The sequence below is a fragment of the Streptomyces sp. TRM68416 genome, from assembly GCF_014596915.1.
GTDB lineage: Bacteria > Actinomycetota > Actinomycetes > Streptomycetales > Streptomycetaceae > Streptomyces.
Genome location: NZ_JACVWU010000001.1, coordinates 472,374 through 492,342, shown reverse-complemented (window position 1 = coordinate 492,342; position 19,969 = coordinate 472,374). Strand labels below are relative to the sequence as shown.

The following is a 19,969-nucleotide window of genomic DNA, read 5'->3' as shown; positions in this document are numbered from 1 at the left end:
AAGTCGTCACATGTGGCTCATTCCGTTCCGTAGTTGTCTCATCACACCTGGTTGAGACTTGAACAGCCGGAGCTACAGTCGAGCCCACGTGCGGCCAGGCGCCGCCGCACGACTTCCGCACGGCATTCGACACACCAGGCATGCCCGCCGCTTCCCCCGGCCGGGCCACCGCCCCCTCGAACCAGCCAGGAGGTCCTCGTCACCATGCCCCTGCGCCATCTCACCCCCCGCGACCGGCACCTCTTCCGTCAGTACGGCCACGGCCCCACCGTCCGCGTCCCGGATCCCCTCGTCCACCACGCCGTCGCCCGGCGGGCCGCCGCCGCACCGCACGCCGTGGCCGCCGAGCACGAGGGCGCGCACCTCACCTACGGCGAGCTCGACCGCCAGTCCGACGCCCTCGCCGCCCGCCTCGCCCGCGAGGGCGTACGCCCCGGCGACCACGTCGGCCTCTTCGTCCGCCGCTCCCTGCCGATGCTCGTCGGCCTGCTCGGCATCCTGAAGGCGGGCGCCGCCTACGTCCCGCAGGACATCGGCCTCGCGCCCCCGGCCCAGCTCACCCACGTCCTCCGCGCCGCCCGCACCCGCGTCGTCCTCACCGTCGCCGAGCACGCCCACCGCGTACCGCTGCCGGCCGGGCACCTGCTGATCACCCTGGACGAGCCCCAGCCGTACGCCCCCGCCCCGCGGCCCGGGACCGGCCCGGACGACGGGGCCTACGTCCTGTTCACCTCCGGCACCACCGGCCGGCCCAACGGTGTGAAGATCACCCATCGCAACCTGGCCAACATCCTGCTCACCGCCCCCGGCGACCTCGGCATCCGCCCCGGCGACCGGGTCGCCCAACTGCTGAACATCGCCTTCGACATGGCCGCCTGGGAGATCCTCGGCTGCCTCGCGCACGGCGGCACCCTCGTCATCCGCGGCAAGGACATCGCGGCGGCCGCCCGTACGGCGGACATCCTCGTCGCCACCCCGACCGTGCTCTCCGGCATCGACCCCGCGACCTGCCCCCGGGTCCGCACGGTCGCCGTCGCCGGGGAACCGTGCCCGCGCCCGCTCGCGGACCGCTGGGCCTGGCGGGCCGCGTTCTTCAACTGCTGCGGCCCGACCGAGACGACCATCGTCAACACCATGGGCCGCCACGACCCGTCCGCACCCCTGCTGACCATCGGCCGCCCCACCCCCAACAACACGGTGTACGTCCTCGACGCCGACCGCCGCCCCCTGCCCATCGGCGAGGTCGGCGAGATGTGGGCGGGCGGCGACTGCGTCTCGGCGGGCTATCTGGGCGACGACGCCCTCAACGCCGAGAGGTACGCCCCCGATCCCTTCCTCGGCGCCGGCCGCCGCATGTTCCGCACCCGTGACCTGGGCCGATGGACCGCCGACGGCGCGCTGGAGCACCTCGGCCGCACCGACGACCAGGTCAAGGTCCGCGGCTTCCGCGTCGAACTCGACTCCGTCTCCTCGGTGCTGGAGACCGTGGAGGGCTGTGTGCGCGCGGTGACGCTGAAGCGGGACGCGCGGACCCTGGTGGCCTTCGTCTGCCCGGCGGACGTCGACCCCGACCGGGCCCGGCGCGCGGTGGCGGACGCGCTTCCCTACTACTGCGTACCCGAGAGTGTCATGCCCTTGACATCACTGCCGGAGACCGACCGCGGAAAGATCGACAAGCAGGCGCTGCTGCGGATGGTGGCGGCCCGATGACCACGTCCCTCGACCGGGAGGCCCTCGACCTCCCCCCGCTCACCTCCGCCGCCCGCCGTCTGCTCAAGCACCCCCGCCTGATGCACTACAACCGGCTCGCCGCCCTGGTCCTCACGGTCAACGCCGTCTTTCTGTGGGCGAGTTGGACCCCCTCGGCGGCCACGATGAGCCACGCCGCGCTCGCCAACCTCGCCCTCGCCGTGATCGTCCGCCAGCAGTACGTCATCAACCTCTTCTTCCGGCTGGCGACCTCCGCCCCGACCCACTGGCCGCTGAAGATCCGCTGGACGCTCGGCAAGGTCTACCACTTCGGCGGACTCCACGTGGGCGGGGCACTGGCGGGCTCGGCCTGGTTCCTGGCCGCGACCGTCACCGGCGACAACGGCCCGGCGGCCGTGGTGGGTTGGACCCTGGTGGCCCTCCTCGCCGTCATCGTCGCCACCGCCCTGCCGCCCTTCCGCGCCCGTCACCACGACCACTTCGAGAAGATCCACCGCTTCGGCGGCTGGACCGCCCTCGCCCTCTTCTGGACGCACACCCTGCTGTCCGCGGGCGGACCGGTCCCGCTCGCCGTCCTCGCGGTGACGACCTTCAGCGTCGCCCTGCCCTGGCTCCGGCTGCGCAAGGTCGACGTCCGCGTCGAACGCCCCTCCCCACACGTGGCGTTGGCCCGCTTCGACTACGGCGAGACCCCCTTCGCCGGCTCCTCCACGGCCATCAGCCGCAGCCCGCTGAAGGAGTGGCACTCCTTCGCCAACGTCCCCGCACCCGGCCGGCCCGGCTTCCGCCTCACCATCTCCCGCGCCGGCGACTGGACCGGCTCCTTCATCGACGACATGCCCTCCCGGGTCTGGGTGAAGGGCATCACCACCGCCGGGGTCGCCAACATCGAGGTCCTGTTCAAGAAGGTGATCTACGTGGCGACCGGCAGCGGCATCGGCCCCTGCCTGCCCCATCTCCTCGCCGCCGAGGTCCCCTCCCGCCTGGTCTGGGCCACCCGCGACCCCCGCACCACCTACGGCGACGCCCTCGTCGACGAGATCCTCGCCGTCCAGCCACAGGCCCTGGTCTGGGACACCTCCCGGCACGGCAAGCCCGACATGGTGCGCCTCGCCTACGAGGCGTACCGCGACTTCGGCGCCGAGGCGGTCATCTGCATCTCCAACAAGAAGCTCACCTGGCAGGTGGTGCACGGCCTGGAACGGCGGGGCATCCCGGCGTACGGCGCGATCTGGGACTCGTAGAAGGGGATTGCGATGAACAACCTGAAGCTGGAGCGCCACGGCGGCGTGGTCACCGTCCGCCTGCACCGCCCCCACGTCCGCAACGCGCTCAGCAGCGAGCTGCTCGCCGAACTCCTGGACGCGCTGCGCCTGTTGGACGCGGACCCGGAGGTCGGCTGCTTCGTCGTCACCGGCTCCGAGCGGGTCTTCGCGGCGGGCGCCGACATCAGGGAGATGGCCGGGAAGTCGGCCGTGGAGATGGCGGCGGAGGACTACTTCGCCGACTGGGAGGACTTCGCCGACCTGCGCACCCCGAAGATCGCCGCGGTCAACGGCCATGCCCTGGGCGGAGGTTGCGAACTGGCGATGATGTGCGACCTGGTGATCGCGGGGGAGTCGGCGGTCTTCGGCCAGCCGGAGATCAAGCTCGGGGTCATCCCGGGCATCGGCGGCACCCAGCGCCTGACCCGCCTGGTCGGCCGCGCCAAGGCGATGGACCTGGTGCTCACCGGCCGCACGATGGACGCGCGGGAGGCGGAAGCGTCCGGCCTGGTCTCCCGGGTGGTCCCCGACGACCAGGTACTCCCCGCCGCCCAGGAGGCGGCGACGACGATCGCCGCGTACAGCCGTACGGCGGTCAGGGCCGCCCGCGAATGCGTCGACCGGGCGCTGGAGACGGGCCTGCGCGACGGGGTCCGCTACGAACGCCGGGTGTTCCACGCGCTGTTCGCGACCGAGGACCAGAAGGAGGGCATGACCGCGTTCCTGGAGAAACGCCCGCCGCGCTTCACCGGCCGCTAGCGAGCGCCTCCCGGATCCCCGGTTCCCGCGGCCCCAGGAACCGGGGATCCGGCCGGAACATCGCGTCCAGCGCCGCCTTGCCCGCCGCGAAGACCTCCCGGGCACCGCCGTAGTACCAGGTCGCGTCGTGCCGCACGGCCACACCGACGCCGTACGACTCCACGCCCGCGGCCCGGCACAGGGCGACCGCACGGCGGATGTGGAAGTCCTGGCTGATCAGGACGGCCTCGTCGACTCCGAAGATCTTCTTCGCGCGGACGCAGGAGTCCCAGGTGTCGAAGCCCGCGTAGTCGCTGACGATCCGCGCGTCGGGCACGCCCTGCCGGGTGAGGTACGCGCGCATCGCGTCCGGTTCGTCGTAGTCCTCGCGGCTGTTGTCGCCGGTGACCAGGACGACCTCGACCCGGCCCGTCCGGTACAGCTCCGCCGCCGCGTCCAGCCGGTACGCCAGATACGGCGACGGCTCGTCGTTCCACAGCCCGGCGCCGAAGACCACGGCCACGTCCGTGCGGGGCGCGTCGGCGACGGTCCGCAGCCGGTCGCCCGTGGACAGGCGCAGCCACGTCGCCGGAAGCAGAGCCAGCACGCAGACCGCCACCAGCGCCCGCACCAGCCGCCGCTGCCCGGTGCGGGTGCGCGGCAGACGGGGTCGGCGGAAGTCCATCGGGCGCCCCTTCGCAGACGTCGGTTGCGCTCAGGAGGACGCCCCGCGCCCCGCCCAGGTTGCGTGACCAGCGTCACGGGAAGACCTGAAACCGCAGGTCACCCCACCTCACACCACCCCGGGGCCCGGCGGTGAACCCGCGGAAAAGACCCGTGACGCCCGCGCAACGCCGCGGCAACCTCCGGCCACCACCATCGATCCATGACGGCGTCGAACCAGCTTCGCGACGAGTCCACGACCTTCCCCGACAGTACGGCGCACCTCATGAACCGGATCAGCAGCCAGCTCGCCAGCCAGCTCAGCCTCGTGTCGCTCGACGGCCGGCGCCGACCCGCCCCGCCCGCGCTCGTCGTCGTGGCCCACGGCAGCCGTGACCCGCGCGCCCTGAGCACCGTCCGCGCGCTCCTGGACAAGGTCCGCGAACTCCGCCCCGGCCTGCCGGTCCGCCTCGGCCACATCGAGCTCAACGAGCCCCTGCTCCCCGACACCCTCGCCGCCCTCGGCACCGGCGAGGCCGTCCTCGTACCGCTGCTGCTCAGCCGCGGCTACCACGTGAAGCGGGACATCCCCGAGATGGCCGCGGCCGCCCCGGCCCACACCCGCCTGTCCGCCGCGCTCGGCCCGCACCCGCTGCTCGTGGACGCGCTCTACGACCGTCTCGTGGAGGCGGGTTGGCGCACCCCGGCCGACGAGGCCGCGCGCCGCACCACCGCGGTGGTCCTCGCCGCCGCGGGCTCCCGCGACCCGGAGTCGAAGGTCGACACCGGCCGCACGGCGTCCCTGCTCTCCGCCCGCCTCGGCGTCCCCGTGGTCCCGGCCTACGCCACCACCGCCGCCCCCACCGTCCCCGACGCCCTGCGCGCCCTGGCCGCCGACGGCCGCACCCGCGTGGCCGTCGCCTCCTACTTCACGGCCCCCGGCCGCTTCGCCACGGAGGCCGCGACCACCGCCCCCTGGATCGCCTCGGCCCCCCTCGGCCCCCACCCGGCCATGGCCCGCCTCCTCCTACACCGCTACGACCAGACCCTGGCGACCCCGGCCCCCACCACACGCGCACTCGCGTCGGCGTAGCCGGCCGCACACAGAACACCGAAAGCCCCTCCACCCCCGCAGGGATGGCCATCGGATGAGAGCTGTGGCTCAGAACGGCGGGGCGCCGCTGCCCGAGATCCGCACAGGCCTGTCCGCCGAGCCGCCGATCACCAAGAACTCGCCCTCGGTGCCGTCCGGCAGCCGCATACGCATGACGCCGCCGTTGAACATCTCCCGTGCCGCGGTGTCGTCATTCGTATAGATGACTAGATGACGCCATCCCACGAAATCCGACCTTCAAGCGAAGTGGTCCTCCCCGAGCCTCCGGCCTGCATCCGCTGGGTGGTCGAGGTCAGACCCACTTCGACGTCGTACTCGGTGTCCCCGACGAAGACCGTGGCGTGGCCCTGGTATGTGCCCATGGAGCCAGTCTGCGCCCTCCCCGGCAAAGGGGGGGCCATACCATCGGTCCACAGAAGAGCAGGCCAAGCACAGCACACTGCCTCCCTCCCCGAGTGCGGATGCGGGTCGGCGGACGCACGCTGAAACCATGGACAGCCGGACACCGTCAGGCCCTCCACAGGGGCCGCTACGGCCCCAGGGCCACAACTCGCCCCAGGCGGCGCGTTCCCGACGGAGCGCCCTCACGCATGCGGGCGCGGCCCTGCTCGGCCTCTCCGTCGGTGTTCTGATCGGCCTCGCAGGCAATCCCAACTCGGACAAGACCACTCCCTCATCGACGGTCACCACCACACAGACACTCGGTGTCCCAGCGAACAGCGAGACTGCGCCTGACGCCGATGCGGGTGTTCTCAAGATGGGCGCGACGAAGACGCTCGTCGAGGCCGGGAAGAGTGCCCAGACAACCGTCCAGGCACTCGGATACGAGCAGCCCTACGCGGGCCCTCAGCCCCAGACGCCCGAAGCCTTCCAGGGCGGGGACATGTGGGCCACCGCCGACGTCAAGACGTGCAATGTAGAAGGGCCAGGTCTCGTTGTCAGCCAGTTCCAATGGTCTCTGGCCTACGAGGACGGAACCCTCATCGAGGTGACCGGATTGTCTGGCGGTGACATGCCGAAGCCCGAGTATCCAATGGACAAGACCCTGAAGCCCGAACGTTGCGCCCGGGGGGTTATCGCCTTCCCTGTGCCCGGCGACAAGAGGCCCGAACGCCTCGTGTACGAACTGGAGAGCGGCGAGGTGGTGGAGTGGGCGGTCCCAAAGGCGTAGCCCCGAAGTCCCCCGGATGGCCGTGACGGACTGCTGAGGGCTTCGGGCATGCCAGGGAGGCGGGTCAGCGGCGCTGCGCCGCGACGGCGCCTGTGTACGTCTCCCGGGTCAGATCCCCGGCACTGATGCCGAGCTCGGTGAGCACCGCCCGCACATCGTCCAGCGCGGCCGTGACGTCGTCCTCGTCGGCGAGGGTCTCGACTTCCAGGAACGTGCCGTCGATCTCCGGCACCCGCACCAGCGTGGCGAGCATCCGCCGGCCGTGCGCGGTGAAGTCGTAGTTCCGGCACCGCTTCTCGAACGCGATCAGCTCCACATGCCCAAGTCCGCGGAGGATGGCGTGAGCTTGGTCGGCGTCCTCAACGACCGTCTCGTGCTCGGGCTTGGATCCGGAATCGGCATCGACCGCCGCGCCCTTGTACGTGAGCACCGTGCGCGTGCCGTCCGCGCCGTGCACGGTCCGCAGCCGTAGTTCCTCGCCGGCTTTCTCCAGTGAGCCGTCCGGCCGGTCGTAATACGTGTCCCGGTACACCTCGACCCGCGCCGTGGCGAGCTCGTCCAGCTGCCGCATCACGGCCTCGGGTGCGTGCACGCGCGCTTTCAACTCCGCTTCGATCATCTGCGTTCCCCTCTCGTCAGATCGTGCGCCGCGCGCCGACGATGACCGCCTCGAACATCCGCCTGAACCCCCGGTACAGCGGGCCGTGCGGGGTCTCCATCACCTTGTACAGCGCCGACTCGTGCCCTTCCCATCCGGCATCGAACGCGCCGACGAACAGGGTCCCGTCGGTACGGATGAGCCGCCACGTCGGGAGCATCCGGTACCGCCAGACACTGACGTCGCCGACGTCGGCGAGCTCTCGCAGCCGCGCCTCGGCGAGCCGCACCCCGGACGCGAGGGACTCGGCGGACTCCCCGATTTCCGCCGCCCGACGGTCCAGGGCGTCGCTGTCGGGGTCGAGTAGCGCGACCCGGACGCTGAGACCCTTGCCGCCCCGTTCGCGCGGCAGGCAGGCGCGCAGCAGCGAATCATTGAGGCCGATCAGACCGAGGCCACGGACGGCGAGCACGTCCAGCTCTGTGGCTGCGCGGGCCTGTTGCTGGATCTCCTCGGCTGCCGAGCTCTGCGCCTGGTACACGCGTACCACTTCCGGGAACGCGGCCAGGTCGAAGGCGGCCCCGCCCGCCCGCCGTTCCCGGCTCGCGGCCAGGCCGAGGAGGTGGCGTGCGTCGTCGGGCATGTGCAGGCCGTCGGCGATCCGCTCGTACACGTCCAGCCGGGACACTTCCCGCCGTCCGCTGATGACCTCGGAGACGCGGGCCTGCGTCATGCCCGTGGCAGTGGCGATCCGGGCCTGGCTCGCGCCGGCGTACTGCTGCGCGTGCCGGAACACGGCGCCCATGTCGCGGGCTCGCAGCGACTGGCGGACCTCGGCGCGCTCCCATGCCCAGTCGGGCAGTTCGATCGGCTCCAGCGCGGTCCCCATGGCGTGGCCCCCGGTATCGCGTGCGGGATGGGATTCCATCTCACCGTGAGATTACCGGTGGGGGATCGACTCGACACCAGGAGTCACAAGACGCTGGCCAGGACAGTTAACCCCGGCGACCGCGCGAACGGTCCCGGGAGCGGCCGACTGGTTGGAGTCGACATGCCGGAGAATACGCAGACCGCAGCCCTCCCCAACACCCCCACCGGATACGGGTGGTGTGCGTGGCATCAGGGCAACGCGCGGGGCGTTCGCCTCATCAGCGCCGTCGAGCAGTGCTCCGGCCCCGGTGCCGGTCTGTTTGCCTGCCCGTCCTGCCGCCAGGCCTACGACCTGGTGCCATTCGCCGACCAGCCGTGAAGTGGAACCCCGAGCCGCCGCACGCCGACTCCCTCACCTTCCGTCAGGTTCAGGGCTGGGAGTGCTGCTGGTGCGGCAGGTCTCTGATGACACGGCCCGGCGTGGTCAGTGCGGGCCGGTCGAGCAACGGACGCGGCTGGAGCGTCGAGGTGTACGCCTGCGGCCCCCGATGCAGGCAGCGGCCCCGCCGCCCGAAGAGCACCACACACAGCTCCCGCTCGTCCAGCACCTCGTGACCCATCGGGCCGGGCGGGCCCCGACGCCTCCCACCAGAGGCGCCCAACCACAGCAGGAGGAATCACGTGAGCCTCGCGTTAGAACACCCCGCCGTCACGCGCACCCGGGACCCGCAGGAACTCCTCAACGCGGTCGCCCCGCACATCACGGAGCTGACGGCCAACGTCTTCGACTCCGGCATGAGCCTGTGGGACCGTGAGGTCGCCCTGCTCCTGCGCGACCACACCATGGTCCGCGACATGGCCGAACGGATCCTCGGCAACGCCGTCATGTACGTCATGGGTTCCATCGAGAACCCCGACCAGCACCTCGGCGTGGGCAAGCTCGTCGACATCGGTGTCCACCAGCTCATCCTCGACACGCCCGTCTGGTGGGGCATCTGCCGCCTGTACAACGGCGGCCGATTCAAGCATCACGCCCCGTTCATCGAGCGCCGCCGCGACGGCCTGTGCCTGCGCACCGGCGACTTCCTCCGCTCCCAGGGCTGGGCGATCGACGAAGAGCTCTGGGCCATCGACGGGGCGAACTGCTCCCCGTGCGACGACAAGGTCCCCGACAGCCACTGACCCCGCTACAGTCGCCCCCGCCCTCACGGTTCCCCGAGGGCGGGGGCTCCCGCATCCCGACGACCAGAGGAACACGCTGTGCCCGTACCGCACGACATCGCTGCCGAGACCGAACTGTGGGACGCCTTCGCCGAGTCGGCGTTCAAGGAGGACGCCGAGCCGTCGTTCTGCTGGACGCAGTACGCCGGCCACGGCCCCGGACCGGAACTTCTGGGCGCCGCGAAGTCCGTGCTGGAGGTCGGATGCGGCACCGGCCGCGCCCTCGCGCACCTCGCGCAGCAGGGCGTCAAAGTAACCGGCGTGGACCTGTCGCCGCGCATGGTGCAGCGGGCGAGCGAGAAGTGGGCGCCGCTCGGCGTGCGGATCGAGCAGGGCGAGATCCTCGACTGGCTCGCCGCCGACGACGGCCGGTACGACGCCGTGTACTCCATCTTCGGCGCAGCCTGGTTCACCGACCCGTCCCGCCTCTTCCCCCTGGTCCGCAAGCATCTGGCCCCGGGCGGGGTGTTCGTGTTCTCCCAGCCGCCCGCTATTCCCGGCGCGTACGGGCCCCAGGGCATGTACAAGGGGGGCTTCGCGGGGAAGGCCATGTTCACCTACCGGTACAGCTATCGGCCCGCCGTGTGGGAGCGCCTGCTGCTCCGGGCCGGATTCGCGGCGGCCGAGGCGACGGTCGTGGACGCCCCGAAGGCCGGGCACATCGGCACGCTCATCGTCCAGGCCCGTCCCTGACCATCCACCGCGGCCCCGGCTGGTACCTGTGCCCCGGCCGGGGCCGCTCCACGTCTTGATCGTCTGTACTTCGGTTGAGCGCCGACTGAGCTAACGATCTTCAGAGACGGCGAAAGCCCCTCCGCCACGGAGGGGCCGAGCCGCTTCTGCAGGTGAAAACGTTCCTGCATCGAAGCGAGTGGTGGGGCGGGTGGGACTCGAACCCACGGCCGACGGATTATGAGTCCGCTGCTCTAACCGGCTGAGCTACCGCCCCATAGCGGCGTGTCGCGTACATGTGTACGCGCCGTCTGCCGCAGCATAGCCGCTCATACGATCTCCTGCTTCGGATGGTCGACTACGCACGCCCTTGAGGACTTCCGTGCGCGCGGCGCGGTTCCCCGGGGCATGAAAAAGGACCCCGAAGGGTCCTCGTTCCATCTGCTCCCCCGACTGGACTCGAACCAGTAACCTGCCGGTTAACAGCCGGCTGCTCTGCCAATTGAGCTACGGAGGACCGAGCTCCCCCGACTGGACTCGAACCAGTAACCTGCCGGTTAACAGCCGGCTGCTCTGCCAATTGAGCTACGGAGGAATGCCTCGTTGCATCGAACGTACCTACCTGGGTATTCGCCAGGGGGCGGGCGCTCGCTGCGACACATACATTAGCGCAAGCAGGGGGGTGCTCCGCCAATCGGTACTCCCACGACGCCCACGAGGGAAGGCTGGCCGCCAATGCGCTACAAGCTCACGTTCGTCGTCGGGCTGGGTCTCGGTTACGTGCTGGGCACGCGTGCCGGGCGCGAACGCTACGAACAGTTGAAGAAGTCGGCACGCCAGGTGGCGCAGAACCCGGCGGTCCGCAACACCGCCGAGACGGCCGCCCAGCAGGGCCGGGTGTACGCGGGGAAGGCGTACCACGCCGTCAGCGACAAGGTCGGCGACCACGTCCCGGACTCCGTGGCCCAGCGGGTCCGCTCCCTGCGGGACCGGAACACCAACGGGCAGGCGGAGGACGACTGGGGAACCAGCAACACCTGAGCGCACATCGCGGTAGCGCCTGGCCCATAGAATTTTCGCCATGGGGATAGTCGCCGGGCTGGACAGTTCGCCCGAGTTCACTCGTATCGTCGTCTGCGACGCGGACACCGGAGCCGTGCTCCGGCAGGGGTATGCCCAGCACCCCGTGGAGGGCCGCCCCTCCGACGTGGATCCGCAGGCCTGGCTGCTGTCCCTCGGCGAAGCCGCCGGCGGCGGGCTCCTCGAAGGCGTCCAGGCCATCGGCGTGTCCGCGCAGCAGAACGCCGTCGTGCCCCTGGACGCCCAGGGCAACACCGTCCGCCTCGCCATGGTCGGCGGCGACAAGCGCGCGCAGGTCGCCGCGGCCGACCTGGTCGACGCGTTCGGCGGGCGCGAGGCCTGGGCGCAGGCCGTGGGCTGCGTACCGCAGGCCGCGCACCCGGTGACCAAGCTGCGCTGGCTGGCCAAGAGCGAACCCGACGCCGCCGCCCGCACCGCCGTCCTCCTCCAGGCCCACGACTGGCTGGTGTGGCAGCTCCTCGGGCGCCCGGTGCGCCGGACCACCGACCGCGGCGGGGCCTCCGGCACCGGCTACTGGTCCGCCGCCAGCGGTGCCTACCGCACCGACCTCGTCGAGCTGGCGCTCGGTCACCAGGTCATGCTGCCCGAGGTGATCGGGCCGTCCGACGCGGCCGGTACGACACCGGAGGGGCTGCTGATCTCCGCCGGGACCGGCGAGACGATGGCCGCCGCGTTCGGGCTCGGCATCGGGCTCGGCGACGCGGTCGTCTCGCTCGGCGCCTCCGGTTCCGTGATGGCCGTGCACCCCGAGGCGCTCCACGACCCCACCGGCATGATCACCGCCCTGGCCGACGCCACCGGCATGCACCTGCCGGTCGTCACCACCCTGAACGCCGTACGCACCCTGCGCGGCACCGCCGAACTGCTCGGGCTGCCGGATCTGGAGAGCCTGTCCGACCTGGCGATGAAGTCGACGCCCGGAGCGCACGGGCTGGTGCTGCTGCCCTACCTGGAGGGCGAGCGCACCCCGAACCTGCCGCACACCGCGGGGACGCTCGCGGGGCTCAGGCGGGAGGCGATGAAGCCGGAGCATCTGGCGCGGGCCGCGTTCGAGGGCATGCTGTGCGGGCTCGCCGACGCGCTCGACGTGCTGCGCGGCCGGGGCGTGGAGGTGCGGCGGGTCTTCCTGCTGGGCGCGGCGGCCGAGCTGCCGGCCGTACAGGCCTCGGCGCCCTCGCTGTTCGGTGCGCAGGTCGTCGTACCGCAGCCGGCGGACTACGCGGCGATCGGTGCCGCCCGGCAGGCGGCCTGGGCGCTCGGCGCCTCGCAGGGCACCCTCGACCCGCGCACCCCGCCGGCCTGGCAGGGCGCGGCGGCGCAGGTGCTGGAGCCGGGTGAGGAACTCGCCGTCGGGCAGGCCGTGCGGCAGCAGTTCGTGTCGGTGCGGGAGCAGACGCATCCGGGGGCGTTCCGGCCGTAGCGACGGGGCGTTCCGGTCGTGGGGGAGGGCTCGTTTCGGTCGTGGGGAGGGCTCGTTCCGGCCGTGGTGAAGGTAAGAGCGCGGTAGGAGCCGTACCCGTAAGGCCGTAAAGCGCACTGCTGTCGGCTTAATCGGTTGAGGGAACGCGGGTGGGGTGTCCGACGATAGGGGCCAGGGGCAACCAACCGCCCCCACCGCCGACCCCGAGAGACCAGCGTGCTCATACGACTCCTGCGTACCTATCTCAGGCCCTATCGAAAACCCATCGCGCTGCTGGTGCTGCTGCAGTTCCTCCAGACCTGCGCGACCCTCTACCTGCCGACCCTGAACGCCGACATCATCGACAACGGTGTCGTCAAGGGTGACAGCGGCTACATCCTGTCCTTCGGCGCGCTGATGATCGCCATCTCGTTGGCGCAGGTCGTGTGCAACATCGGTGCCGTGTACTACGGCGCCCGGACCGCCGCGGCGCTGGGCAGGGACCTGCGGGCCGCCGTCTTCGACCGGGTGCAGTCGTTCTCGGCCCGCGAGGTCGGCCACTTCGGCGCGCCCTCGCTGATCACCCGGACCACCAACGACGTCCAGCAGGTCCAGATGCTGGCGCTGATGACGTTCACGCTGATGGTGTCGGCGCCGATCATGTGCGTGGGCGGCATCGTGCTGGCGCTCGGCCTGGACGTACCGCTGTCGGCGGTGCTGGTCGCCGTGGTGCCCGTGCTGGGCATCTGCGTGACCCTGATCGTGCGGCGGCTGCGGCCGCTGTTCCGGGCCATGCAGGTACGCCTGGACACCGTGAACCGGGTGCTGCGCGAGCAGATCACCGGCAACCGGGTGATCCGCGCCTTCGTCCGCGACGGCTACGAGGAAGAGCGCTTCCGGAAGTCCAACACCGACCTCACCGAGATGTCGCTGGCCACCGGCAACCTGCTCGCGCTGATGTTCCCGATCGTGATGACGGTGGTGAACCTGTCGTCGATCGCGGTGGTGTGGTTCGGCGCCCACCGGATCGACAGCGGCGGGATGCAGATCGGTGACCTGACCGCGTTCCTCGCCTATCTGATGCAGATCGTGATGTCCGTGATGATGGCCACCTTCATGTTCATGATGGTGCCGCGCGCGGAGGTGTGCGCCGAGCGCATCCAGGAGGTCCTGGACACGTCGTCGAGCGTGGTGCCGCCGACCGCTCCCGTGCGCGAGCTGCGCCGGCACGGCCACCTGGAGATCCGGGGCGCGGGCTTCCGCTACCCCGGTGCCGAGGAGCCGGTGCTCAAGGACATCGACCTCGTGGCGCGGCCGGGCGAGACCACGGCCGTCATCGGCTCCACCGGCAGCGGCAAGTCCACCCTGCTGGGCCTGGTCCCGCGGCTGATCGACGCCACCGAGGGCGAGGTGCTCGTCGACGGCGAGGACGTGGCGCGCATCGACCCGCGGACGCTGGCCAAGACCGTGGGGCTCGTACCGCAGAAGCCGTACCTGTTCGCCGGGACGGTCGCGACCAACCTCCGCTACGGCAACCCCGACGCCACGGACGAGGACCTGTGGCACGCGCTGGAGGTGGCGCAGGCCAAGGAGTTCGTCGAGGGTCTGGAGGGCCGGCTCGACGCGCCGATCGCCCAGGGCGGCACCAACGTCTCCGGCGGCCAGCGGCAGCGGCTCGCCATCGCCCGTACGCTCGTGCAGCGCCCCGAGATCTACCTCTTCGACGACTCCTTCTCCGCCCTCGACTACGCCACCGACGCCGCCCTGCGCGCCGCGCTGTCCCGCGAGACGGCCGAGGCGACCGTCGTGATCGTCGCCCAGCGGGTGGCGACCATCCGGGACGCCGACCGGATCGTGGTGCTCGACGAGGGACGGGTCGTCGGCACCGGACGGCACCGGGAACTGATGGCGGACAACGAGACCTACCGGGAGATCGTGCTCTCCCAGCTGACGGAAGCGGAGGCCGCCTGATGGCCGGGCCCATGGGGCGGATGATGGCCGGCACCGGACCGGACCACCGGTCGCTGGACTTCAAGGTGTCCGGCAAACGGCTGATCGCCCGGTTCCGGCCGGAGCGGGTCACCCTGTACGTGCTGCTGCTGTGCGTGGTGCTGAGCGTGGGACTCTCGGTCGTCGGGCCGAAGATCCTCGGCGCGGCCACCGACCTGGTGTTCGCGGGCATCGTCGGACGGGAGATGGAGCCCGGGGCGACCAAGGAAGAGGTCCTCGCGGCCATGCGGGAGCGGGGCGACGGCGACATCGCCGACATGCTCCGCAGCACCGACTTCACCCCCGGCGAGGGCATCGACTTCACGGCCGTCGGGAACGTGCTGCTGCTCGCGCTCGCCGTGTTCGCCGTCGCCGGACTGCTGATGGCGGTGGCGACACGGCTGGTGAACCAGGCCGTCAACCGGACCATGTACCGGATGCGGGAGGACGTCCAGACGAAACTGTCGCGGCTGCCGCTGTCGTACTTCGACAAGCGGCAGCGCGGTGAGGTGCTCTCCCGGGCCACCAACGACATCGACAACATCGGGCAGACCCTCCAGCAGTCGATGGGACAGCTCATCAACTCCGTGCTCACCATCATCGGCGTGCTCGCGATGATGTTCTGGGTGTCGTGGCTGCTGGCACTGGTCGCGCTGGTGACCGTACCCCTGTCGTTCTACGTCGCCACGCGCGTCGGCAAGCGGTCGCAGCCGCACTTCGTGGCGCAGTGGCGGTCCACCGGCACGCTCAACGCGCACGTCGAGGAGATGTACACCGGGCACACGCTGGTGAAGGTGTTCGGGCGGCAGGACGAGTCGGCGCGGCAGTTCGCCGAGCAGAACGAGGCGCTGTACGAGGCCGGGTTCAAGGCGCAGTTCAACAGCGGGATCATGCAGCCGCTGATGATGTTCGTGTCCAACCTCAACTACGTGCTGGTCGCGGTGGTGGGCGGGCTGCGGGTCGCGTCCGGCTCGCTGTCCATCGGTGACGTGCAGGCCTTCATCCAGTACTCACGGCAGTTCTCGATGCCGCTGACCCAGGTCGCCTCGATGGCGAACCTCGTGCAGTCGGGTGTGGCCTCGGCTGAGCGGATCTTCGAACTGCTCGACGCGGAGGAGCAGTCGGCGGATCCCGTGCCGGGGGTGCGGCCGGAGGAGCTGCGGGGGCGGGTGGCGCTGGAGGGTGTGTCCTTCCGGTACGAGCCCGAGAAGCCGCTCATCGAGGATCTGTCGCTGACGGTGGAACCCGGGCAGACGGTCGCGATCGTCGGGCCTACGGGTGCGGGGAAGACCACGCTGGTGAACCTGCTGATGCGGTTCTACGAGGTCTCCGGCGGGCGGATCACCCTGGACGGCGTGGACATCGCGAAGATGTCCCGGGACGAGCTGCGGGCCGGGATCGGGATGGTGCTCCAGGACACCTGGCTGTTCGGCGGCACGATCGCGGAGAACATCGCGTACGGGGCCGCGCGGGAGGTCACGCGGGGGGAGATCGAGGAGGCGGCGCGGGCGGCGCACGCGGACCGGTTCGTGCGGACGTTGCCCGACGGGTACGACACGGTGATCGACGACGACGGGGCCGGGGTCAGTGCGGGGGAGAAGCAGCTGATCACCATCGCGCGGGCGTTTCTGTCGGATCCGGTGATCCTGGTGCTGGACGAGGCGACGTCCTCCGTCGACACCCGGACGGAGGTGCTGATCCAGAAGGCGATGGCGAAGCTGGCGCACGGGCGGACGTCGTTCGTGATCGCGCACCGGCTGTCCACGATCCGGGACGCGGACACGATCCTCGTGATGGAGAACGGGGCGATCGTGGAACAGGGGGCGCATGCGGAGCTGTTGGCCGCGGGGGGTGCCTACGCACGGCTGTATCAGGCGCAGTTCGCGGAGGCGGTGGCCGAGGTGGACTGAACGGCTGGGGCCGGTACGGGGGGTGGGGCGCGCGGCCCTGTGCTGGGGCCGGCGTCGGGGTGGGTGCGCTCGCCCGCGCTTGCGGGGTGCCGCCTGCGCCCACCCGTGCCGCCCCAGCGGCACGACTGCCCGCAGGCTGAGCGGCGTGCGTGCCCGCAGGCTGTGCGGTGTGCGTGCCCGCAGGCTGAGCGGTGTGCGTGCCCGCAGGCTCAGTGGTCCGCAGTCGGTGTCAGTCAGTCCAGGTAGCCCCTCAGTTGGTCTGCGAAGGCGTGGTCCCGGAGTTTGTTGAGGGTCTTGGACTCGATCTGGCGGATGCGTTCCCTCGTGACGCCGAAGATGCGGCCTATCTCCTCCAGCGTGCGGGGGCGGCCGTCGGCCAGGCCGTAGCGGAGCTGGACGACCTTGCGTTCGCGTTCGCCGAGGGTGGAGAGGACCGCTTCCAGGTGCTCCCTGAGCAGGAGGAAGGCCGCCGACTCTACGGGGCTGGCCGCGTCGCCGTCCTCGATGAGGTCGCCGAGGGCCACATCGTCCTCCTCGCCCACCGGGGCGTGCAGGGAGACCGGCTCCTGGGCGAGGCGGAGGACCTCGCTGACGCGTTCCGGCGGGAGGTCGAGGTGGGCGGCCACTTCCTCCGGGGTGGGCTCGTACCCGCGTTCCTGGAGCATGCGGCGCTGGACCCGGACGACCCGGTTGATCAGCTCCACGACATGGACCGGGACGCGGATCGTGCGGGCCTGGTCGGCGAGGGCCCGGGACATGGCCTGGCGGATCCACCACGTGGCGTACGTGGAGAACTTGTAGCCCCGGGCGTAGTCGAACTTCTCCACCGCCCGGATCAGCCCGAGGTTGCCCTCCTGGACCAGGTCCAGCATGGTCAGGCCGCGGCCCACGTAGCGCTTGGCGACCGAGACGACGAGCCGGAGGTTCGCCTCGATCAGACGGCGCTTGGCCATCCGGCCCATGACCACCAGACGGTCCAGGTCGAGCGCCAACTGGCTTTCCGTGTCAGGGGTGTTGCGCAGCTTCTCCTCGGCGAACAGGCCGGCCTCGACGCGACGCGCGAGCTCGACCTCCTCGGCGGCCGTGAGCAGCGGGATGCGGCCGATCTCCCGCAGGTACTGGCGGAACAGGTCGGAGGACGGGCCGCCGGTGTCGGCGCGCCCGCGGGGCGGCTCCGGGGGTTCGGAGGGCTCGACGGCCTCCAGCGCCTCGGCGGGCGGACTCTCCGGCTCCGCCTCGGGGTGGTGCACGGCACGGCTCTGCGGCGGAACCGCGACCAGGACGTCGGTCTCGGCGTCCGGCTCCGGGTTCTCCGTCCCGCCGGCGGTAGTGCTGTCGGTCTGGGTGAGGGTCTGGGTCTGCACGGGGGCGACCTCCAGGATGATCGCTGCTGAGGTGTGCGGCAGCGCTGCTTCGAGGGCGGAGTCGGCGGCCTCGCCGCTGTCCGTCCCGTACGCGATGAGCGGAACCGCGGGGGTGATGGACCCGTGGGGGACGGATCGGCCGCGCTCCGAGGACTCAGGCACCGGAACCCAGTGTGGAGTACGACACATCACCGCCACGAGGGGCGTGCGGTGACTTTTTGCGTCCGACCCGTGACCGGGTGGTTATCCGGCGGCCCGAACGCCCCTACAGAGCTGCGGCTCCGTGCTCCCGCAGCGCCTGGTCGTACTGCTGGAGTACCCACAGTTCGTTCTGCACACCGGCCAGTTGGGCCGCGTCCCCGTGCGAACCGAGGCGGGTCAGAGTGGACTGGATGTCGCGGACGCGCCGCTCCACGGCTCTGCGGCGCACGGTGACGAGTTGGTCGCCCGCGTAGTTCTCGTCGACCGTGCGGCGCATGATCGCCTCCACGGCCAGCTCGGTGACCATCGCGCGGACCGCGTCGTCGGGCGCCGCGTCCCGCACCCGCACCAGATAGTCCTGCGGATCCTGTACGCCGTACTCGGCGCCGCCCGCCTCCATGATCGCCTGGCGTACGGCGGCGTAGGGGGCGGCCGTGAACTCGTCGACGCCGTACGCGTCGAAGGCCGGGGAGACCAGCTCCGGGCGCTGCAGGGCGAGCTTGAGCAGCTCCCGCTCGGTGGCGTACACCGGGTTGCGCAGGTTGAGGGCCGGACCGGCCGCGGAGGGCCGCGGGGCGGCGTCGTACGGCTGCTGCGGGCCGCGCGCCGGGGCGGGGCCCTTGCCGCCGCGCTCGCGCGCCCAACGCGCCAGCTGGGCCACCCGCTTGACCACGAACTGGGTGTCGAGGATGCCGAGCATGCCGGCGAGCTGGACGGCCACCTCGTGCTGGGCGCCGCTGTTCTTGATCCGGGCGACGATCGGGGCCGCCTCGTCCAAGGCGGCGGCGCGGCCCGCGGGCGTGTCCAGGTCGTAGCGGACGACGATCTGGCGCAGCGCGAACTCGAAGAGCGGGGTACGGGGTTCGACCAGGTCGGCGACCGCGTCGTCGCCCTTGGCCAGGCGCAGGTCGCAGGGGTCCATGCCGTCGGGGGCGATGGCGATGTAGGTCTCGGCGGCGAACTTCTGGTCGTCCTCGAAGGCGCGCAGGGCCGCCTTCTGGCCGGCCGCGTCGCCGTCGAAGGTGAAGATCACCCGGGCCGAGCCGTTGTCCATGAGCAGCCGGCGCAGGATCTTGATGTGGTCGCCGCCGAAGGCGGTGCCGCAGGTCGCGATGGCGGTGGTGACCCCGGCGAGGTGGCAGGCCATGACGTCGGTGTAGCCCTCGACGACGACCGCCCGGGACGCCTTGGCGATGTCCTTCTTCGCCAGGTCGATGCCGTAGAGGACCTGGGACTTCTTGTAGATCGCCGTGTCGGGGGTGTTGAGGTACTTGGGGCCGTTGTCCGCCTCGTACAGCTTGCGGGCGCCGAAGCCGACGACCTCGCCGCCGATGTCGCGGATCGGCCACATCAGCCGGCCGCGGAAGCGGTCGATGGGGCCGCGGCGGCCCTCCTGGGAGAGGCCGGAGAGGATCAGTTCCTTGTCGGTGAAGCCCTTGCCGCGCAGGTAGCGGGTGAGGTGGTCCCACCCTTGCGGGCTGTAGCCGACGCCGAAGTGGACGGCGGCGGCCTGGTCGAAGCCGCGCTCGGCGAGGAAGACCCGGCCGGTCTCGGCCTCGGGGCCGGTGGCGAGCTGCTCGGCGTACCACTCGGCGGCGATCTTGTGGGCCTCGACCAGGCGGATGCGTTCGCCGCGCTGGTGGGACGGGTTGTACCCGCCCTCCTCGTAGCGCAGGGTGATGCCCGCCTGGGCGGCCAGGCGCTCGACCGCCTCGGAGAAGGAGAGGTGGTCGACCTTCATCACAAAGGTGATGGTGTCGCCGCCCTCCTGGCAGCCGAAGCAGTGGAAGAGCCCCTTGCTCGGGCTGACCTGGAAGGAGGGCGACTTCTCGTCGTGGAACGGACAGAGCCCCTTGAGGTTGCCACCGCCCGCGTTGCGCAGCTGGAGGTACTCGGACACCACGGCGTCGATCGGGACCGCGTCCCGTACCGCCTTCACGTCCTCGTCGTTGATCCGTCCTGCCACGCGTGAATTCTACGGTG

Annotated in this window: 18 protein-coding genes and 3 tRNA genes; 12 read left to right on the top strand and 9 right to left on the bottom strand. The window is 71.1% G+C overall.

What is annotated here, in order from left to right; genetic code table 11:
* The first annotated feature begins 204 nt into the window (after positions 1 to 204).
* Genes ICC28_RS02270 through ICC28_RS02260 form a run of 3 tightly spaced genes read left to right on the top strand, consistent with a single transcriptional unit; the run spans position 205 to position 3,734 of the window.
* The gene (locus ICC28_RS02270) at positions 205 to 1,710 is read left to right on the top strand and encodes an amino acid adenylation domain-containing protein (protein WP_188286637.1); all 1,506 of its coding nucleotides are present in this window, start codon (positions 205 to 207) and stop codon (positions 1,708 to 1,710) included.
* On the top strand, positions 1,707 to 2,954 hold the full coding sequence (locus ICC28_RS02265) for a hypothetical protein (protein WP_188286636.1): 1,248 nt from the start codon (positions 1,707 to 1,709) through the stop codon (positions 2,952 to 2,954). Before ICC28_RS02270 ends, ICC28_RS02265 begins: the two co-directional genes overlap by 4 nt.
* Positions 2,955 to 2,966: 12 nt before the next feature.
* Positions 2,967 to 3,734, top strand: a complete 768-nt coding sequence (locus tag ICC28_RS02260; protein ID WP_188286635.1) for an enoyl-CoA hydratase-related protein — start codon at positions 2,967 to 2,969, stop codon at positions 3,732 to 3,734.
* Here ICC28_RS02260 and ICC28_RS02255 read toward each other — a convergent pair.
* Positions 3,721 to 4,398 carry a vancomycin high temperature exclusion protein gene (locus ICC28_RS02255; protein ID WP_188286634.1) on the bottom strand — a complete coding sequence of 226 codons (678 nt, stop codon included), beginning with the start codon at positions 4,396 to 4,398 and terminating at the stop codon, positions 3,721 to 3,723. The two genes, ICC28_RS02260 and ICC28_RS02255, sit on opposite strands and share 14 nt — an antisense overlap.
* Positions 4,399 to 4,599: 201 nt before the next feature.
* Between ICC28_RS02255 and ICC28_RS02250 the strand changes: the two genes are divergently transcribed.
* From ICC28_RS02250 to ICC28_RS02240, 3 genes are all read left to right on the top strand, one after another.
* A complete protein-coding gene (locus tag ICC28_RS02250; RefSeq protein WP_188286633.1) occupies positions 4,600 to 5,469 on the top strand; it encodes a sirohydrochlorin chelatase in 870 nt (289 codons plus the stop codon).
* 55 nt (positions 5,470 to 5,524) lie between these two features.
* Positions 5,525 to 5,692 carry a hypothetical protein gene (locus ICC28_RS02245; RefSeq protein ID WP_188286632.1) on the top strand — a complete coding sequence of 56 codons (168 nt, stop codon included), beginning with the start codon at positions 5,525 to 5,527 and terminating at the stop codon, positions 5,690 to 5,692.
* 288 nt (positions 5,693 to 5,980) lie between these two features.
* Positions 5,981 to 6,661: a DUF4352 domain-containing protein gene (locus ICC28_RS02240; protein WP_188286631.1), complete on the top strand. Its 681-nt coding sequence runs from the start codon at positions 5,981 to 5,983 to the stop codon at positions 6,659 to 6,661.
* A 64-nt stretch (positions 6,662 to 6,725) separates the two neighbouring features.
* Here the strand turns inward: ICC28_RS02240 and cyaB are convergent, their stop codons facing one another.
* The 3 genes from cyaB to ICC28_RS02225 form a co-directional block, all read right to left on the bottom strand.
* Entirely contained in the window at positions 6,726 to 7,280 is a 555-nt protein-coding gene (gene cyaB / locus ICC28_RS02235; protein ID WP_188286630.1) for a class IV adenylate cyclase, read from the bottom strand.
* Positions 7,281 to 7,296: 16 nt separating this feature from the next.
* On the bottom strand, positions 7,297 to 8,148 hold the full coding sequence (locus ICC28_RS02230) for a helix-turn-helix domain-containing protein (RefSeq protein WP_188286629.1): 852 nt from the start codon (positions 8,146 to 8,148) through the stop codon (positions 7,297 to 7,299).
* A gap of 409 nt (positions 8,149 to 8,557) precedes the next feature.
* Positions 8,558 to 8,749, bottom strand: a complete 192-nt coding sequence (locus ICC28_RS02225; RefSeq protein WP_188286628.1) for a hypothetical protein — start codon at positions 8,747 to 8,749, stop codon at positions 8,558 to 8,560.
* A 61-nt stretch (positions 8,750 to 8,810) separates the two neighbouring features.
* Between ICC28_RS02225 and ICC28_RS02220 the strand changes: the two genes are divergently transcribed.
* Entirely contained in the window at positions 8,811 to 9,311 is a 501-nt protein-coding gene (locus tag ICC28_RS02220) for a hypothetical protein (protein ID WP_188286627.1), read from the top strand.
* A gap of 78 nt (positions 9,312 to 9,389) precedes the next feature.
* Entirely contained in the window at positions 9,390 to 10,043 is a 654-nt protein-coding gene (locus ICC28_RS02215; RefSeq protein WP_188286626.1) for a class I SAM-dependent methyltransferase, read from the top strand.
* Positions 10,044 to 10,222: 179 nt separating this feature from the next.
* Here ICC28_RS02215 and ICC28_RS02210 read toward each other — a convergent pair.
* The 3 genes from ICC28_RS02210 to ICC28_RS02200 all read right to left on the bottom strand — a co-directional run bounded on the left by ICC28_RS02210 (position 10,223) and on the right by ICC28_RS02200 (position 10,617).
* Positions 10,223 to 10,299: transfer RNA gene (locus ICC28_RS02210), tRNA-Ile, on the bottom strand.
* Between the two features lie 167 nt (positions 10,300 to 10,466).
* Positions 10,467 to 10,539, bottom strand: a tRNA-Asn gene (locus ICC28_RS02205).
* A 5-nt stretch (positions 10,540 to 10,544) separates the two neighbouring features.
* A tRNA-Asn gene (locus ICC28_RS02200) sits at positions 10,545 to 10,617 on the bottom strand.
* Positions 10,618 to 10,757: 140 nt separating this feature from the next.
* Between ICC28_RS02200 and ICC28_RS02195 the strand changes: the two genes are divergently transcribed.
* The 4 genes from ICC28_RS02195 to ICC28_RS02180 all read left to right on the top strand — a co-directional run bounded on the left by ICC28_RS02195 (position 10,758) and on the right by ICC28_RS02180 (position 16,421).
* Positions 10,758 to 11,063, top strand: a complete 306-nt coding sequence (locus ICC28_RS02195; RefSeq protein ID WP_188286625.1) for a YtxH domain-containing protein — start codon at positions 10,758 to 10,760, stop codon at positions 11,061 to 11,063.
* Positions 11,064 to 11,103: 40 nt separating this feature from the next.
* Positions 11,104 to 12,543 carry an FGGY family carbohydrate kinase gene (locus tag ICC28_RS02190; protein ID WP_188286624.1) on the top strand — a complete coding sequence of 480 codons (1,440 nt, stop codon included), beginning with the start codon at positions 11,104 to 11,106 and terminating at the stop codon, positions 12,541 to 12,543.
* A gap of 216 nt (positions 12,544 to 12,759) precedes the next feature.
* Complete coding sequence (locus ICC28_RS02185) at positions 12,760 to 14,493, top strand: ABC transporter ATP-binding protein (protein WP_188286623.1); 1,734 nt, start codon at positions 12,760 to 12,762, stop codon at positions 14,491 to 14,493.
* Positions 14,493 to 16,421, top strand: a complete 1,929-nt coding sequence (locus ICC28_RS02180) for an ABC transporter ATP-binding protein (protein WP_188286622.1) — start codon at positions 14,493 to 14,495, stop codon at positions 16,419 to 16,421. Before ICC28_RS02185 ends, ICC28_RS02180 begins: the two co-directional genes overlap by 1 nt.
* 233 nt (positions 16,422 to 16,654) lie before the next feature.
* Here ICC28_RS02180 and ICC28_RS02175 read toward each other — a convergent pair whose 3' ends face one another.
* On the bottom strand, positions 16,655 to 17,947 hold the full coding sequence (locus ICC28_RS02175) for an RNA polymerase sigma factor (protein ID WP_188286621.1): 1,293 nt from the start codon (positions 17,945 to 17,947) through the stop codon (positions 16,655 to 16,657).
* A 103-nt stretch (positions 17,948 to 18,050) separates the two neighbouring features.
* On the bottom strand, positions 18,051 to 19,952 hold the full coding sequence (gene dnaG / locus ICC28_RS02170; RefSeq protein ID WP_188286620.1) for a DNA primase: 1,902 nt from the start codon (positions 19,950 to 19,952) through the stop codon (positions 18,051 to 18,053).
* Positions 19,953 to 19,969: the final 17 nt, after the last annotated feature.